This is a genomic window from Enterocloster sp., assembly GCF_057861365.1.
In genome coordinates, this window is record NZ_DBMACH010000009.1 from 34,026 (window position 1) to 49,868 (window position 15,843).

Below are 15,843 nucleotides of genomic sequence, written 5' to 3' on the forward strand. Positions count from 1 at the left end.
TTGTTTCCTGTTCTTTTTTATCCTGCCGGGAAAAAGGATACCGGCCAGGATTGGATCACCTTATCGTCATTATCCACATCTACAACCTCCACAATCCCGCTGTCAACGCCGTATGCGCCCTTGATCCGCGAGAATACAACAGGAATATCCTGAGAGCCTACTACCAGTCTGGGACTGATCAGGTTTGTGTATACATAGGTATTGGCATCCTTGGGATCCTTTTGTTTTAAACGGATCAAAATACGCACGCTGCTTGTCTGGGAAGCAGGGCCAATATAATTGCTTAAGGAGCAGGTAGCGTCAATGGAACCAACATAATATTTCTCTTCCTCTCCTGTTTTTGCCACAGCAGCCTCTGTGGAAGCCTGAGCACTGTCATTAACTACATAATCCACTGCAGACTGGGGCTCCAACATGGTTCCCGGAAGTTCACTCTGAGAAAGAACCTGCCCATGAGGCTTGGAAGGATCGTACTCATAGGTCACTGTACCGCTCACAAGACCGGCTGCCTTTAAAAGAGCATCTGCTGCTGCCGCATCGCCGTCCGTCAGCTTTGGCACCTGTCCCTGAACGGTTTTAGGGCCTGAGCTTACAAAAAGCTCCACCGTATCTCCCGTCTTTGCTTCTTCTGTTCCAACACGGATCACCTTTCCCTTCGGCACCGTATCATTTGCTTCTTCTTTTGCAGACGGAATCAGATCCTTATCTTTTAAAATCTCCTCTGCCTGCTTTTTATCCATACCGGATAAATTAAGCGCCTTTACGTCTACCCGTTCGCTTCCCTTGCTGATGATAACTCCTACGGTACTCCATTTTTCTACTGCTGTCCCCTCGTCCACATCCTGGCGCATTACATAGCCCTTGGAATAGTTTTCGGAGTACTCTTCCCCTGTAACCTTCATTACAATGTCATATTCCTTAAGCTTGCTTTCCGCCATATCTCTGGGCAGATCTAAAACATTTGGCATTATAGTCTCTCCCTCATCCGGGATCACCTGGATTTCCTCCATAGATGCGGACTGGGTGACCGCCTCTGTCTGATTTTCCTGGCTGTCTTGCCCGCTTCCGGGCCAGAACAGCCCTGTAAGTCTTGAAAACACAAAAACAACCACGATCACGACCAGTATGGCAGCTATAATGCCAATCGCAGCGATCATCCGTTCAAACTGTGTGCTTACATCCTCGTCCCGCTTTCTGGAGGGAATCTTTTTATGAAATTCTCTTTTGCGGGAAGAATGATACCTGCTGCGATGATCTCCCGTGCCGTCGCCAAACTCCTCCGCATCCTCTTTAGACAGGCTGTCTGGGGATCCATTTTCTTCATCAGACGTTTCAAGACCCTCTGTCACTTTTTCCGCCTCATCTGCACCAGTCTCCCTGCTTTTACGGCGGTGATGATCCCGGATCTGGCTTAACTCGTCTTTAGAAATAGGGCGTGTCTGATAGGGATCCCCCCCTTCCTCTATTTCCTCATTTTGGTAAATATCACATTCCGGATCCATAAGCACCCGGCGCAGATCGTGGATTACCTCCTCCATGGAGCCATAGCGCCTGTCCGGCTTCTTTTTGGTACATTTTAAAATAATATCCTCCAGCCCCGAATAGACCTGAGGATTATAATCTCCTGGCGGGACCACCGGATCCTCTAGATGGGCCAGAGCCACAGCAACCGTATTGTCCCCCTCAAAGGGAACCCGGCCTGTAACCATTTCATAAAGCGTAATTCCAAAGGAATAGATATCGCTTCGCTCATCACAGTATCCGCCTCTGGCCTGTTCCGGTGAAATATAGTGCACCGAGCCCACAGCAGCCGATGAATTAACCGTCTGGCTGGAAACGGCTCTGGCAATGCCAAAGTCTGCTACCTTTACCTTGCCGTCTTTTGAAATGATCATGTTCTGAGGCTTGATATCCCGGTGGATGATATGCTGCTCATGAGCTGCAGCAATCCCCTGTGCCACCTGGATGGCAATACCGATCGCCTCTTTGCTGTCTAAAAGTTCCTTTTTTTCAATGTAGCTTTTGAGGGTAATCCCCTCAATAAGCTCCATCACGATATAATGAAGATTTTCCTCATCTACTACATCATATACATTTACAATATTGGGATGGGAAAGCCGTGCTGCTGCCTGAGCTTCCATCTTAAACTTGCTTACAAAATTCTCATCTGAGGCAAATTCTTCCTTCAGTACCTTAATCGCTACCAGACGGTTTAAGGTATGGCATTTTGCCTTATAGACAACAGACATTCCACCTGAGCCGATTTTTTCCAGAATTTCATACCGCCCCTGAAGGTAGGTTCCAGGATTTAACATAGGCCGGTTCCCCCTTCCTCGAATTTTACAAGAACAACCGCAATATTATCGATTCCTCCACTCTCATTGGCTTCCTCGATCAGACGCTCTGCCTTTTCCTTAAGAGTGCCGGGTTCGGATATAATGGCGCAGATCCGTTCATCGGCCACCATATTGGTAAGGCCGTCGGAACAGAGAAGTATATAGTCGCCCGACTCTAAATCCGCCTCAAAAAAGTCTGCCTCTACATGGGTTCCGATTCCCATTGCCCGGGTAATGATATTTTTCCTGCGGTTATAGTCCGCACTTCCCCGGACCATTTTCCCTCTGGCTACCATTTCCTCCACATAGGAATGATCCTTTGTAACCTGGCGAATCCGGCCTCCATGGATCCGGTAAAGACGGCTGTCTCCGATATTAGCCGCATAGAGGATCCCATCCTCTATCACCGCTGCTACAAGCGTGCATCCCATACCGCTCAGTTCCTCCCTCTTAAGGGATTCATCGTAAAGGCCTGCATTTACCTGGCGGATCCCCTCCTGCAGCTGAGCCACTGCCGCTCCCTTTTGGCAGCGGTTTAAGTACACCACCAGATGTTCCACTGCATACCGGGAGGCAAAATCACCGGCCTGATGACCGCCCATGCCGTCAGCTACCAGAAAAAGGTTTGGAAGGGAACCAATGGTTTCCTGAGAGGCATAAATATAATCCTGGTTCATGGAGCGGACTCTCCCTATATCTGTCAGTGCATATGCTTCCATGTCATCCCCCTCCTTCTATATAACTCTTTCTTAGCTGCCCGCAGGCTCCGCCGATATCCCGGCCCATCTCCCGGCGGACCGTGGCATTGATGCCGTGGTCTTCCAGATAGTTCCGAAACGCCTCAATGGCCCTGCGGTCGGACTGAACGTAATCCCGTTCCTTGATGGGATTAACCGGGATCAGATTTACATGGCCATGCTGGTCCTTTATCAGTTTCGTAAGGGCTGCGGCCTCCTTTAAATTATCATTTACCCCTTTTACCAGGCTGTATTCAAAGGTCAGCCGTCTGCCGGTTGCTTCAAAATATGTATGGCAGGCATCTAAAATATCTTCCAGACGGTAGCTGTTTGCCACCGGCATCAAGGTTTTTCGCACCTCGTCATTGGGGGCGTGCAGAGACAAGGCTAATGTGACCTGAAGCCCCTCTTTAGCAAATTTTAAGATTCCCGGCACAATGCCGCAGGTGGATACCGTCAGATTTCTCTGGCTGATGTTAAGCCCCTTCTCATGGGAGATCAGGCGCAGGAAACGGATCACGTTATCATAGTTGTCCATGGGTTCTCCGGAACCCATGATCACCACATTGGATACCCGCTCTCCTGTAATGGTCTGGATCCGATAAATCTGATCCAGCATTTCTGAGGCCCGCAGGTTCCGCTCCAGACCGTCCAGGGTGGAGGCGCAGAAGCGGCAGCCCATACGGCAGCCCACCTGGGAGGAAATGCATACGGAATTGCCGTGATGGTACTTCATCCACACACTCTCGATCACATTCCCATCTTCCAGTCCAAAGAGGTACTTTCTGGTACCGTCCACAGCCGAAATCCGTTCTCCTACAACCTTTAATGCCGTAACGCTGTAATGCTCTTTAAGCCTTTCCCGAAGGCTCTTTGAGAGAGTACTCATCTGATCAAAGTCTGTCACCAGCTTTACATGGAGCCAGTCGTAGAGCTGCTTTGCCCGAAAGGGCTTTTCTCCCAATGTGCCAAGCTCTGCGGTTACTTCCTCCAGGGTCATGGATTTGATATCTTTTTTACCATTGCGGTCTGTTAAATCTAACATAAAAAACTCCTGTACTTTAAAATAAACCGGTCTTTTTATCCCCGGCGCTTAAAAACGCTGATAAAAAAGCCGTCAAATTCCTTCCATGGGCCAATCCCCGGCAGGATCTGGATCTGTCCCTCCTGTAAAGAAGCAGAAGAGGCTGCTTCCCATCCCTCCGGGAGCTTTCCTCTTATATCCACAGGCTCAAAGGGAAGATTCCCGCGAATCCAGGAAGCATTTTTCTCATTTTCTCCCTTATTGATGGTGCAGGTACTGTAAATCAGTGTTCCGCCGGGCTTTACATACCGCCATACAACGGATAAGATCTGGCGCTGCAATTCTTCCAAAGCTTTCAGACTTTCTTCTGTCATGTGGTACTTGATATCCGGCTTTCTCCCAATAATTCCCATGCCGGAACAGGGAAGATCTGCGATCACGATATCTGCCTTTTCCTCACTGGACGGGTCAAACACAGTGGCGTCCCATACCTTTGTCTGAATATTTGTCAGACCGCAGCGGGCAATATTGTCCTCAATAAGGGAAACCTTCTGTTCTGTTAAATCCCTGGCTTCTACCAGGCCGGTCCGTTTTAGCTGATCTGCCAGATGAAGGCTCTTTCCTCCAGGAGCAGCGCATACATCAATGATGATATCACCCTTTTTTGGAGCAGCCAGCTGTCCTACCAGGCTGGAGCTGATATCCTGAACCTGGATCCAGCCCTCCAAGAATGCAGTCAGCCCTTCCAGATAGTCATAGCCCCACAGGGCGATCATGGAATCAAAGCCTTCCATACACTCTGCACCGGCTCCCTCTTCCTGAAGAGATTTTAATATCTGAGATACCGGTACGGTACTTTCATTGCATCGAACCCAGGTAGGACGGGGCTCTAAAAAGGATGCGGCAATGATCTCGGCCCTCTCTTCTCCCCAGTCTCTGACCCATTTATCATACATCCAGTCTGGAACACTGAAACGCATGGCTGGATTCTCAAAGGAAATGTGTTCCTTTTCTCTGGAAATGGTACGCAGCACTCCGTTTACAAAGCCCTTTAAACCCTGAAACCGATGCTTCACTGCCAGCTTTACCGCTTCATTGCACACAGCGCTGTCAGGCACCCGGTCCATATAGAGAAGCTGATAGACGCTCATTCTTAAAAGGTTCCGGATCAGTGGCTTCATCTTGTTCGTCTTTGTCTTTGAATACCGGTTGATCACCCCGTCCAGCTGAAGCATATACTCCAGTGTCCCTTCTGTGACACGGGTGATAAAGGCTCTGTCTGCCTTATCCAGATATTGATATTTATAAAGAGCCTGGTTTAAAACAAGATGGACGAAGCTGCCCTTTTCGAGCACCTCCGTCAACACCCCAAGGATTATTTCCCTGTTTTCCAGACCCCTGTCTGTCTGTTTTGCCATAAATCCCTCCTGTTAATTATCCCTGTCTCTGTTTCCGAATAAAAGAAGCAGACGAAGGAGCTGGAGGATGGAAGCTGCTGCAGCAGCTACATAGGTTAAGGCAGCTGCGCCTAATACTTTTCTTGCCTGCCCCACTTCCTGATCCCGAAGAATCCCAATGGAATCCAGAAGCTTTACTGCACGGTGGGAAGCATTATATTCTACCGGCAGGGTCACAAGCTGGAAAAGCACGGCGGCTGAAAAAAGCAGGATCCCTATATCAACCAGAAAGCCTCCGCCTATAAAGAAGCCGATGAGGATCAGGGGCCAGGAGATCTGGGCGCCGAAGTTGGCTACCGGCACCAATGCAGCTCTTAACCGCAGGGGAACGTACTCTCCTGCATCCTGCATGGCATGGCCGCACTCATGGGCCGCCACACCGATGGCTGCAATGGAGGTGGCTCCGTATACCGCATCCGACAGGTTTACTGTTTTGGTGCGGGGGTCATAGTGATCTGTAAGGTGACCGGATACACGGCGCACTGCCACATCATAGATCCCCTGGGAACGGAGCAGCCGCTCTGCCGCCTCTGCTCCCGTAAGCCCGCAGCGGCTTCCCACACGGGCATAGGTGCTGTAGGTAGCGTTCAGTTTTGCAGAAGCCATTAAAGACAGCACCATTCCGATGAGGATCAGAACGTAGGTAGGGTCAAAATAGGGCATATAAAACATATAGATTCACTCTCTTTCTAACGTAACAGCATGATTGCGGGAAACTTACTCTCCCAGTATTTCTCCCTCTTTTACGGAATAGCCTCTGAGGAAGGTTTCCACATCCATCCGCTTCTTTCCTTCCAGCTGAAGCTGGCGGATGGATAACAGCCCTTCTCCTGCAGCCACTACCAGACGGCGGGGATCACAAAGGACTACCTCTCCCGGTCTGGCATCCGTCGTTTCCTTCAAAACATCCCCATCCCAGAGCTTTAAGGTCTTTCCATGAAGGGAGGTATAGGCGCTGGGCCAGGGATTTAAACCGCGGATCAGGCGTTCAATGGCCTCTGCCTCCATAGACCAGTCAATGCGTCCCAGAGACTTTGTAAGCATCTTTGCATAGGTAGAATCCTCGTCCTTCTGAGGCGTCCTTACTGCGGTGCCCTTCTCAAGCTTATCAAGGGTGGAAAGAATCAGCTTTCCCCCTGCCTGGCTGAGTTTTTCAAACAGGCTTCCTCCGGTTTCCTTCGGATCCAGAGGGATCATCGTCTTTTCCAGCATGTCTCCCGTATCCAGTCCCACATCCATCATCATGGTGGTAACGCCGGTTTCCTTCTCTCCGTCGATCACCGCCCACTGGATGGGAGCTGCTCCCCGGTACTTTGGAAGCAGGGAGGCATGGATATTGACGCAGCCATAGGGCGGAATATCCAGAATGGCCTTTGAGAGGATCTGTCCGAAGGCGATTACTACGATCGCCTCCGGATGAAGCTCCTTTAAAATCTCCACAAAAGCCGGATCCTTTACCTTTTCCGGCTGATAGACCGGAATGCCGTACTCTAACGCCTGAAGCTTCACCGGCGTCATCTGTACATCTTTTCCTCTGCCCTTTGGACGATCCGGCTGGGTCACTACCGCAGCTACCTCGTGGCCGGCATCCACCAGGGCATTTAATGCCGGAACGGAAAAATCCGGCGTCCCCATAAATACGATACGCATCTTACATCTCCTCTTCCTCTTCTTCAGCCTCTGTATCCAGCAGCTCGCCTTCGACCAGCTCTACATAGAGCTGGCCATCCAGGTGTGCGCACTCATGACAGATGGCTCTGGCTAAAAGATCCTGTCCCTCTAACTCATACTCCTCCATGTTTTCATTCAGCGCTCTTACCTTTACATAATCCGGACGGGTTACGATGCCGGTCTTGCCGGGAACGCTTAAGCAGCCCTCGTATCCGGTCTGGGCGCCCTGCTGCTCCACAATTTCCGGGTTGATCAGCACATACTGATTGCCGTCCTCTACGTCAATTACCACGATTTTCTTTAAAACGCCCACCTGGGGAGCTGCAAGGCCTACGCCGTTTGCCTCATACATGGTCTCAAACATATCTTCGATCAGCTCTGCCGTACGAGGAGTCATCTCCTTTACCGGCTTGCATTTTTTATTTAAAACTTCATCTCCAATTACACGAATCTGACGGACTGCCATTTTATTATCTCTCCTTTTTCATATTCAAACCATAAACGGCGGATATACAAACCCCTTTTCTGCTGTTTGGCCTATAAAGCCAGATCGGACTGGAGGGAAATCCCTTCCATGCCATCCAAGCAGGCCTCCGCCATTTTTCTGATCTGTATCAGTATATCATAGTTTTCATTCTTAATATATAAAATTTTTCTGTAAATATCATTAACTTTGTACACCGGGGCATTCACAGGGCCAATGCAGGCAAGTTTTTTTCCCGGAAAATGCTCCGGAAAACGGGCTGTCATCTTCTCCAGTACCTCTGCGGCCTTTTCAAGGCGCTCCTCACAGCCGTCGGACAGAGTGAGTGTTAACAGCCCCACTGCGGGAGGATATCCCAGAAGCCGCCTGAAATTCATCTCCTGGCTGTAAAAGCTTTCATAGTCCTGGCTGGCTGCCGTCTGTATGCTGTAATGATCCGGCTGATAGGTCTGGATCACCATATTCCCCGGAATATGGCTCCTTCCGGCCCTTCCTGCTGCCTGGGTTAAAAGATCAAAGGTTTCCTCCCCGCAGCGGTAATCCGGAGCATAGAGGGAGAGATCGGCCGCCAGAGCCCCGACCAGAGTGACCTTTGCAAAATCGTGTCCCTTTACGATCATCTGGGTACCGATCAGGATATCGGCCTCTTCTCTTGCAAAGGCAGAAAGGATTTCCTGATGGCCTCCCTTTTTTGAGGTGGTATCCAGATCCATCCTGAGAATCCTTGCCTGAGGAAACATTTTTACTGCCATTTCCTCAATCTTCTGGGTTCCCGTTCCAAAGGGCGCAATATAGGCGGAACCGCAGGAGGGGCAGAGCTTTGGCTGCATCACCGTATGACCGCAGTAATGGCACATCAGACGGCCGTCTTTATGAAGCGTCAGGGTCACATCGCAGTGGGGACAGCGGATAGCCTCTCCGCAGGAACGGCAGGATACAAAATTTGCATAGCCGCGGCGGTTGATAAAAAGCATGGTCTGCTCTCCTTTTTTCAGCCTGTCCTCCATCAGTTCCTTCAGCCTGCGGCTGAAAATAGAACGGTTTCCCGCCTTTAGTTCCTCTCTCAGATCTACGATCTCCGCCTGAGGCAGTGCCGCGCTGGCCTTTGCCCGTCTTGTGAGCTTAAGAAGGATATATTCTCCCAGAACCGCCTTTGTGTAGGATTCCAGAGAAGGCGTGGCAGAGCCCAGGATCAGGCTGGCCTGATTGATCCTGGCCCTCTCCTTTGCCGTCTCCCTGGCATCATAGCGGGGGGACAGCTCGCTCTGATAGGCATTTTCATGTTCCTCATCAATAATGATCAGCCCCAGCCGTTCAAAGGGGGCAAACAGGGCAGAACGGGGCCCGATCATAATATCTATATCCCCGGTTCTTGCCCGTTCATACTGGTCATAGCGCTCCCCTGGGGACATTCTGGAGTGAAGCAGGGAAACCCGGTTCCCGAAACGTTTATAAAATCGCATGACCGTCTGCCAGGTAAGGGAAATTTCCGGGATCAAAAGGATTACCTGCTTTTTTTTCTCCACCACATGGCGGATCAGCTCCATATAAACCTCTGTTTTTCCGCTGCCTGTGATCCCATGGAGCAGATATGTGGCGCGGATCCCTCTGTCATACTCCCGGCAGATGCGGTATGCGGCAGCCTGCTGTTCCTCATTTAAGACGGGAATCGGACTGCTTTCGGAAAAATCCATGGCAGAAGCCCTTCCCGTTTCCCCTGTGAGAAGCCGCTTCATCTCAAGAAGGGGATTTCTGTATTTTTCTACGATTTCTACCCGGATCAGCCCCGCTTCCTCCAAAGGCTTAAGGACCGCCGGGGTCAGGTTCAGACGGTTCATGGCCTGATCGTAGGGAACGGGATTTTTCTCTTTTAACAGGCAAAACAGGCGCAGCCTGGCCTTATAGCCTCTGCGCTCTGCCAGATCCACCGCCTCCCGGAAGGCCTCTTTTTCGCCAATGAGCCGGATCTGCCGTTTGGGAGCTTCCTTTATCTTCTGCTTCACAGGAAGGACTGTCTTTAATGCCTGGTTCATGGTAGAGCCGTAGCGCTCCTTCATCCACCAGGCCAGCCAGATCAGCTGTGACTGGGCTGTAACGCTGTGCTCTACAATCCCTTCTATTTCCTTTAATTTTGCCACATCGTATTCCGGCTCATCCGTAAGCTCCACCACATATCCCTTTCTCCTGCGGCTTCCCGCTCCAAAGGGAATGTAAACCTGCTGGCCTACCTTAAGAGTTCCTCTAAGCTTCTCAGGAACCCGGTACTGAAAGGTCTTATCCACGCTTTCATGGGAAATATCAATAATTACATTGGCATATAATCCGGTCAAATCTCATCCAACTTTCTTTTATAATAGACAAAGCCTGCCAGATCGGCTAAAAACCAGCCAACGGGCACAGCCGCCCAGATCCCGGTTACCCCAATGGACGGAACGGCGGACAGGACATAGGCTAAAATCACCCGGGTGCCCAGGGAAATCACAGTCAGGACCACGGACATTCCCGGTCTTCTCACTGCCCGGTAAAGGCCATAGAGCAAAAACAGACAGCCGATCCCACAGTAAAACGCACCCTCAATCCGAAGATAACTCATCCCCACCTTAAGGATCTCCGTTTCATGGGGTTGGACAAAAATCAGAAGGAGCGGCTTTGCAAATACGCATACCACAAAGGAGATAAACAGGCAAAACAGAACGGAAACCGTCACAGCAGAACGGATTCCTGCACGGATCCTGTCTTTTTTTCCTGCTCCGTAATTCTGAGCTATAAAGGTGGAAAATGCATTTCCAAAGTCCTGAACCGGCATATAGGCAAAGGAATCGATCTTTACCGCTGCGGCAAAGGCAGCCATCACCACCGTTCCGAAGCTGTTTACCAGTCCCTGTACCATAAGGATGCCAAAATTCATCACAGACTGCTGGATACAGGTAAGAAAGGAAAACTGGGAAATTTCTCCTAAAACCTGGCGCTCTATCTTCATATGTTCCCGCTCCACCCGGAACTCAGGCATTTTTACAAGCGTATAAATACCGATTCCAATACCGGAAACAAACTGGGAAATAACCGTGGCCTCTGCCGCTCCCGCTACGCCCCGGTGAAGCACCAGGACAAATACCAGATCCAGTATGATATTTAAAACGGCTGAAATTCCCAGAAAAATCAGCGGCACCAGAGAATTTCCCACAGCCCGCAGAAGAGAGGCATAAAAATTATACAGAAAAACTGCCAGGATACCTGAAAAGATCACTCTCAGGTATTCCCGCATCATCCCGTAAATCTCTTCCGGTACGCACAGAAGGCTCATAATGGGATCGGTAAACACCACCACCGCCAGGTTGACGGCCAGAGCCACCGCAGCAATCATTACAAAGGATACATAGATGCTTATTTTTAAACGGGCGCTGTTTTTCTCCCCAAAGCGCAGGGAAAAGACGGCCCCGCTTCCCATACACAGTCCCAAAAGAATAGAGGTAAGAAAGGTCATAAGGGTATAGGCCGAGCCTACGGCTGCCAGGGCATCCGCCCCCAGAAAGCGGCCTACGATCAGCGTATCTGCCACATTGTAGCACTGCTGTAAAAGATTTCCCAGTATCATCGGAAGGGCAAAGCGCAGCATAGTGCCTGTAATGCTTCCCTCTGTAAGGTCTTTCTGCATGGTTTCTTCTAATCTCCTCTTTCCGTTTATTAATATACCCCTATCCGGCTGACTGTCTTTGCCCGGACGCACTCCGGCCTCTGGGCTTTATGGTGCAAAGCCAGAGGCCGTGTATATCAGGGTGTTTTCCCCCTTATGATCTTATTCCTGATCCACGCGGTAGCAGCCTTTTCCCTCTGCTTTTAAACAGGTATTAAAGAACGTCTTTGCTGCCTGGATCAGATAACAGGTATCCTTTACGCCGGCTGTCTCATAAGGGGAATGCATCGCCAGCTGGGGCAGGCCGATATCCACTGTATTGAGAGCCACATGAGCATTGGAAATATTTCCCAGAGTAGAACCTCCCGCCATATCGGAACGGTTGGCAAAGGTCTGGCAGGGAACGCCGGCCTTTTTGCAGATTGCCCGGAAAATAGCTGCGGATACTGCATCTGTAGTATACTTCTGGTTGGCGTTGTACTTGATTACAATCCCCTCGTTCATGGCAGGACGGTTGGTCGGATCTGCAAATTCTCCGTAATTTGGATGAACCGCATGAGCATTGTCAGCAGATACCATAAAGCTGGAGGCCAGAGCCATCAGATATTGATCCTCGCTGCGTCCCAGACTGCGGTTGATCCGGCGCAGGGTATCCTCTAAGAAGGTGGAATCTGCACCCTGTTTAGTGCCGCTTCCCACTTCCTCATTGTCAAATACGGCTGCAACGGATACGCAGGAAGGATGTCCTCCTGCCAGCAGGCCCTTAATGGAAGAAAAAGCACACTGCAGATCATCCAGACGTCCGCAGGAAAGGTAAGCCTCATCGGCTCCCCAGATGGTTCCCTTGTCCCGGCTGTAAAGGAACAGGTCATGGCCCAGGATATCCTCTGCCTTTACGCCTGCTGCTTCTGCCATCAGGGTCATAAAGCTTCCCTTTGCTTCCAGACTTCCAAAAATAGGAAGCGTATCCTTCTGTGCATTATACTTGTAACCGTCATTGACCTGTCGGTTCATATGAATAGCCAAATTAGGGATCATCACCAGATCACGGTCTATATTCACTAACTTTGATACCAGTCTTCCATCCTCTTCTACAACCAGGCGGCCCGCAATGGATAAAGGACGGTCAAACCAGGGAGACATGATCATGCCACCGTATTTTTCTACGTTTAATTTGATAAAATGGCCCTCTGCCTCCATCTCCGGATTCTCCTTAATCTTAAAAGAAGGGGAATCGCTGTGGCTTGCCATGATCTGAAAGCCTGTAAAATCTGCTCCCGGCACCTTAAATGCAATGACAGAAGACTGATTGCGGGTCACATAGTAAGAGCCGCCCGGTAAAAGCTTCCAGTTTTCCTCCTCACGGATTTCCTCAAAGCCTGCTGCTTCCAGCATATTCGTTATATTGGCAATAGCGTGAAAGCTGCTGGGGCTTTTCTCCAGAAAGTGCAGCAGCTCCTCTGCCGTCTGACGGCAGGTTTCTTTCGTTAATTCCATGTGTTTTTTCCTCCAGATAATCATTTTAATTCGTGAGTTTTTCTCTCATAAAGCTCACGGCTTTGGAAAGCCCCATGCTGTTTGAACCCTTAAACAGCAGGCAGTCGCCTTCTCTTACTGCTTCTGCCAGCCATGTTTCAGTTTCCTCCAAAGTGGAGGTTTTTACGCATGAGATTTTTCCTCCATCCATTTTAAGACCCGTTTCAATCTCCCATGCCAGTTCTCCCATAAGCACCAGCTGGTCAATTGGCTGATGTTTTAAAAAGGCGCCTACCTCCCTGTGGTACGTTATGGTATCCGGCCCAAGCTCCTTCATATCCGCCAGAACCGCAATGCGGCGCTTCACTCCTGCCATGGAGGAAAGCACCTCAATGCCTGCCTTCATGGAAACGGGGCTTGCATTGTAGCTGTCATCTATGATGGTGACGCCCTTTTCCTTAATGATCTGCTGGCGTCCCTTAAAACCATCAAACTGTTCTAAGGCAGCAGCAGCCTTCTGTAACGGTATTCCATACCGAGAAGCCACTGCCAGGGCTGCCAGGGCATTGCTTACCATGTGATTTCCCATTACCTTAATGTGTACCTGTACCCGCTCTTCTTTGCAGACTGCGGTAAAGACAGGAAAGCCATTTTCCAGATGAAGGTTCTCTCCCCGGCAGTCGCAGCCTTCCCACAGGCCATAGAGGATCCGGCTGCGTCCCTGGTCCGGCATTACCGCTCGCAGGAGAGGATCGTCGCCATTGAGGAAAAGAACACCATCCTCTGCCATTCCATCCTGGATATGGAGCTTCTCTTTTAAAATATTTTCCTTAGAGCCAAGCTGTTCGATATGAGCCACTCCGATATTGGTCATCACTGCACAGTCCGTCTGTGCTACCTGGGCAATCTTTGTCATCTCTCCGGGTTCGCTCATGCCAAGTTCAATAACGCCGATCTGCGCTTCCTTTGGTATATTAAAAACAGTGATGGGGACACCCACCTGGCTGTTGCTGTTTCCCGGCGTCTTATAAACCCTATAACCGGCGCTCAAGGCACAGGCTACCATCTCACGGGTGGTCGTCTTTCCCACACTGCCCGTAATCCCTACCAGAGGAATCTGCGCCTGGCTGCGGCACCAGGCTCCCAGCGCCTGAAGAGCCGCTTTTGTATCCTCTACACAGATCCAGGTGCTTAAAAGAGCCTGTCCGCTCCATTCAGGATGCTCCCTGCACTGGCTTTCAATGGCCTCTCTTACCTCTTTTTCACTGTGATGACAACTGGTGAACACCGTTTCTGCCCCGGCGCTTATTGCCTGACAGATAAACCGGTGTGCGTCTACCCGTTCTCCGACGATAGGAACAAACAGATCCCTTCCCTCCATTTTTCTGGAATCCAGGCTGATGTGGCAGATCTTTTTTTCCGGATCACCGAAAATCACCCTGCCTCCGGCGGCTCTGGCTGCCTGTTTCGCTGTTATCTCTCTCATCCCTGTTCCTTCTCTCTCAGTTCCCTTACTGCTTCTTCAATCACTTCCCGATCCAGAAAATGATGGCGGACACCATTGATCTCCTGATAATCCTCATGGCCTTTTCCAATCACCGCGATCATATCTCCCGGCTCTGCATGGAAAACACTGTATCGGATGGCTTCCCTGCGGTCCGGTATCTCCATAAAGGCTCCGCCTGTTTTTTCAATACTTCCCCGGATATCCGCCAGAATATCCTCCACTTTTTCATATCTGGAATTATCCGCTGTGAGGATGCACAAATCTGCCAGCCTTCCGCCGATTTCTCCCATAGAATAACGGCGGTCCTTAGAACGGTTTCCACCGCAGCCAAATACACACACCAGACGTTTGGGGCTGTAATCCCGCAATGTCTTAAGCAGGCTTTCCATGCTCACTGCATTGTGGGCATAGTCAACCAGCACGGTACAGTGGGAGGATGTATGTACGATTTCCATGCGTCCGTTTACCCGGATATGCTCCAGTGCATGGCTGACCCTTTGAGGATCCAGCCCCAATAAGCTGCACAGGCTGACTGCAGCCATGGCATTTTCCACATTAAAAAGTCCCGGTATGCCAAGGCGGATTTCCATCTCACATCTGCCGGAAACATGAAACTGCGTTCCCACAAAGTCCGGCTCTGCCAGATACCGGATATTCTCTACCATAAAGTCATCCGGCACTTTGCTTTCCTTTCCTGCATTGTAGGTATAAAGCTTACAAGAAACTTCCTTCTTTATGGCCTCTGCATGAGGGTCTGCCCCGTTTAAAAGGCCAATGCAGCAGCTGTCAAGGAGACGTGTTTTATAATACAGATACTCCTCAAAATCCTTATGCTCATCCGGCCCGATATGGTCTGGGGAAATATTAGTAAAAATACCGTAGTCAAACAGGATACCGTCTACCCGGTGCATTTTTACCCCCTGGGAAGAAACTTCCATAACCGCATAGTCACAGCCTGCCTCTGCCATCTGAGCAAAGGCTTTGTGAAGTTCGTAAGATTCCGGGGTCGTGTTCATGGTAGGAGTCACATGCTCTCCAATGACAACACCTGTGGTGCCGATCAGACCGGCCTTCTTTCCTGCCGCTTCCAGCACAGTCTTTATCATATGGGTCGTGGTAGTCTTTCCCTTGGTGCCTGTAACGCCGATCAGGGTAAGCTTCTTTGCAGGATATCCAAAACGGGCCGCAGACAGCAGGGCCAGAGCCCTGCGGGAATCCTTTACCCGCAGGATCGTAATCTTTTTCTTCTCCTCTTCATCAAGCTCACAGGCTTCAAGCTCCATATCAATGGGCCGTTCGGTCACAAGGATCCTTGTGCCTGCCTTTAACACATCAGGGATAAAGCAGTGGGCATCGATCCGGGTGCCTGTCATGGCCACAAATACAGTGCCCGGTCCCGCTTTTCTGGAGTCATAAATAACCTCTTCCACCTGAGTATCAGGATTTCCCTGAATCAGGGTATAATCCAGTTCTTTTAACCAGTCTTGCAATATCATGAAACTATATTTCCTCTCTCA

General features: G+C 50.2%; 12 protein-coding genes. All 12 read right to left on the reverse strand.

Features of this window, described 5'->3' with window-relative positions; translation table 11 throughout:
• Positions 1 to 17: 17 nt before the first annotated feature.
• The gene (gene pknB, locus ACZM6M_RS11050; protein ID WP_489490425.1) at positions 18 to 2,315 is read right to left on the reverse strand and encodes a Stk1 family PASTA domain-containing Ser/Thr kinase; all 2,298 of its coding nucleotides are present in this window, start codon (positions 2,313 to 2,315) and stop codon (positions 18 to 20) included.
• Positions 2,309 to 3,055 carry a Stp1/IreP family PP2C-type Ser/Thr phosphatase gene (locus ACZM6M_RS11055; protein ID WP_337433771.1) on the reverse strand — a complete coding sequence of 249 codons (747 nt, stop codon included), beginning with the start codon at positions 3,053 to 3,055 and terminating at the stop codon, positions 2,309 to 2,311. Before ACZM6M_RS11055 ends, pknB begins: the two co-directional genes overlap by 7 nt.
• A 1-nt stretch (position 3,056) precedes the next feature.
• Positions 3,057 to 4,118 carry a dual-specificity RNA methyltransferase RlmN gene (rlmN, locus tag ACZM6M_RS11060; RefSeq protein WP_296036861.1) on the reverse strand — a complete coding sequence of 354 codons (1,062 nt, stop codon included), beginning with the start codon at positions 4,116 to 4,118 and terminating at the stop codon, positions 3,057 to 3,059.
• Positions 4,119 to 4,153: 35 nt separating this feature from the next.
• Positions 4,154 to 5,515, reverse strand: coding sequence for a 16S rRNA (cytosine(967)-C(5))-methyltransferase RsmB (rsmB, locus tag ACZM6M_RS11065; protein ID WP_340275538.1), 1,362 nt, complete (start codon positions 5,513 to 5,515; stop codon positions 4,154 to 4,156).
• A 12-nt stretch (positions 5,516 to 5,527) separates the two neighbouring features.
• Positions 5,528 to 6,226 carry a zinc metallopeptidase gene (locus ACZM6M_RS11070; RefSeq protein ID WP_317438382.1) on the reverse strand — a complete coding sequence of 233 codons (699 nt, stop codon included), beginning with the start codon at positions 6,224 to 6,226 and terminating at the stop codon, positions 5,528 to 5,530.
• A 45-nt stretch (positions 6,227 to 6,271) separates the two neighbouring features.
• Entirely contained in the window at positions 6,272 to 7,204 is a 933-nt protein-coding gene (fmt, locus tag ACZM6M_RS11075; protein WP_340275536.1) for a methionyl-tRNA formyltransferase, read from the reverse strand.
• 1 nt (position 7,205) lies between these two features.
• Entirely contained in the window at positions 7,206 to 7,691 is a 486-nt protein-coding gene (gene def, locus ACZM6M_RS11080; protein ID WP_066547920.1) for a peptide deformylase, read from the reverse strand.
• Between the two features lie 71 nt (positions 7,692 to 7,762).
• On the reverse strand, positions 7,763 to 10,039 hold the full coding sequence (priA, locus tag ACZM6M_RS11085; protein WP_340275533.1) for a replication restart helicase PriA: 2,277 nt from the start codon (positions 10,037 to 10,039) through the stop codon (positions 7,763 to 7,765).
• Positions 10,036 to 11,364, reverse strand: coding sequence for an MATE family efflux transporter (locus tag ACZM6M_RS11090; RefSeq protein ID WP_340275531.1), 1,329 nt, complete (start codon positions 11,362 to 11,364; stop codon positions 10,036 to 10,038). Before ACZM6M_RS11090 ends, priA begins: the two co-directional genes overlap by 4 nt.
• A 141-nt stretch (positions 11,365 to 11,505) precedes the next feature.
• The gene (locus tag ACZM6M_RS11095; RefSeq protein ID WP_317438378.1) at positions 11,506 to 12,840 is read right to left on the reverse strand and encodes a M18 family aminopeptidase; all 1,335 of its coding nucleotides are present in this window, start codon (positions 12,838 to 12,840) and stop codon (positions 11,506 to 11,508) included.
• Between the two features lie 25 nt (positions 12,841 to 12,865).
• The gene (locus tag ACZM6M_RS11100) at positions 12,866 to 14,305 is read right to left on the reverse strand and encodes a UDP-N-acetylmuramoyl-tripeptide--D-alanyl-D-alanine ligase (protein ID WP_417045992.1); all 1,440 of its coding nucleotides are present in this window, start codon (positions 14,303 to 14,305) and stop codon (positions 12,866 to 12,868) included.
• Positions 14,302 to 15,822, reverse strand: coding sequence for a UDP-N-acetylmuramoyl-L-alanyl-D-glutamate--2,6-diaminopimelate ligase (locus ACZM6M_RS11105; protein ID WP_489490426.1), 1,521 nt, complete (start codon positions 15,820 to 15,822; stop codon positions 14,302 to 14,304). Before ACZM6M_RS11105 ends, ACZM6M_RS11100 begins: the two co-directional genes overlap by 4 nt.
• Positions 15,823 to 15,843 lie beyond the last annotated feature (21 nt).

Coding starts and splice junctions, on each gene's coding strand:
- pknB (WP_489490425.1), bottom strand. CDS start 2,315: ATGTTAAATCCTGGAACCTACCTTCAGGGGCGGTATGAAATTCTGGAA.
- ACZM6M_RS11055 (WP_337433771.1), bottom strand. CDS start 3,055: ATGGAAGCATATGCACTGACAGATATAGGGAGAGTCCGCTCCATGAAC.
- rlmN (WP_296036861.1), bottom strand. CDS start 4,118: ATGTTAGATTTAACAGACCGCAATGGTAAAAAAGATATCAAATCCATG.
- rsmB (WP_340275538.1), bottom strand. CDS start 5,515: ATGGCAAAACAGACAGACAGGGGTCTGGAAAACAGGGAAATAATCCTT.
- ACZM6M_RS11070 (WP_317438382.1), bottom strand. CDS start 6,226: ATGTTTTATATGCCCTATTTTGACCCTACCTACGTTCTGATCCTCATC.
- fmt (WP_340275536.1), bottom strand. CDS start 7,204: ATGCGTATCGTATTTATGGGGACGCCGGATTTTTCCGTTCCGGCATTA.
- def (WP_066547920.1), bottom strand. CDS start 7,691: ATGGCAGTCCGTCAGATTCGTGTAATTGGAGATGAAGTTTTAAATAAA.
- ACZM6M_RS11090 (WP_340275531.1), bottom strand. CDS start 11,364: ATGCAGAAAGACCTTACAGAGGGAAGCATTACAGGCACTATGCTGCGC.
- ACZM6M_RS11095 (WP_317438378.1), bottom strand. CDS start 12,840: ATGGAATTAACGAAAGAAACCTGCCGTCAGACGGCAGAGGAGCTGCTG.
- ACZM6M_RS11100 (WP_417045992.1), bottom strand. CDS start 14,305: ATGAGAGAGATAACAGCGAAACAGGCAGCCAGAGCCGCCGGAGGCAGG.
- ACZM6M_RS11105 (WP_489490426.1), bottom strand. CDS start 15,822: ATGATATTGCAAGACTGGTTAAAAGAACTGGATTATACCCTGATTCAG.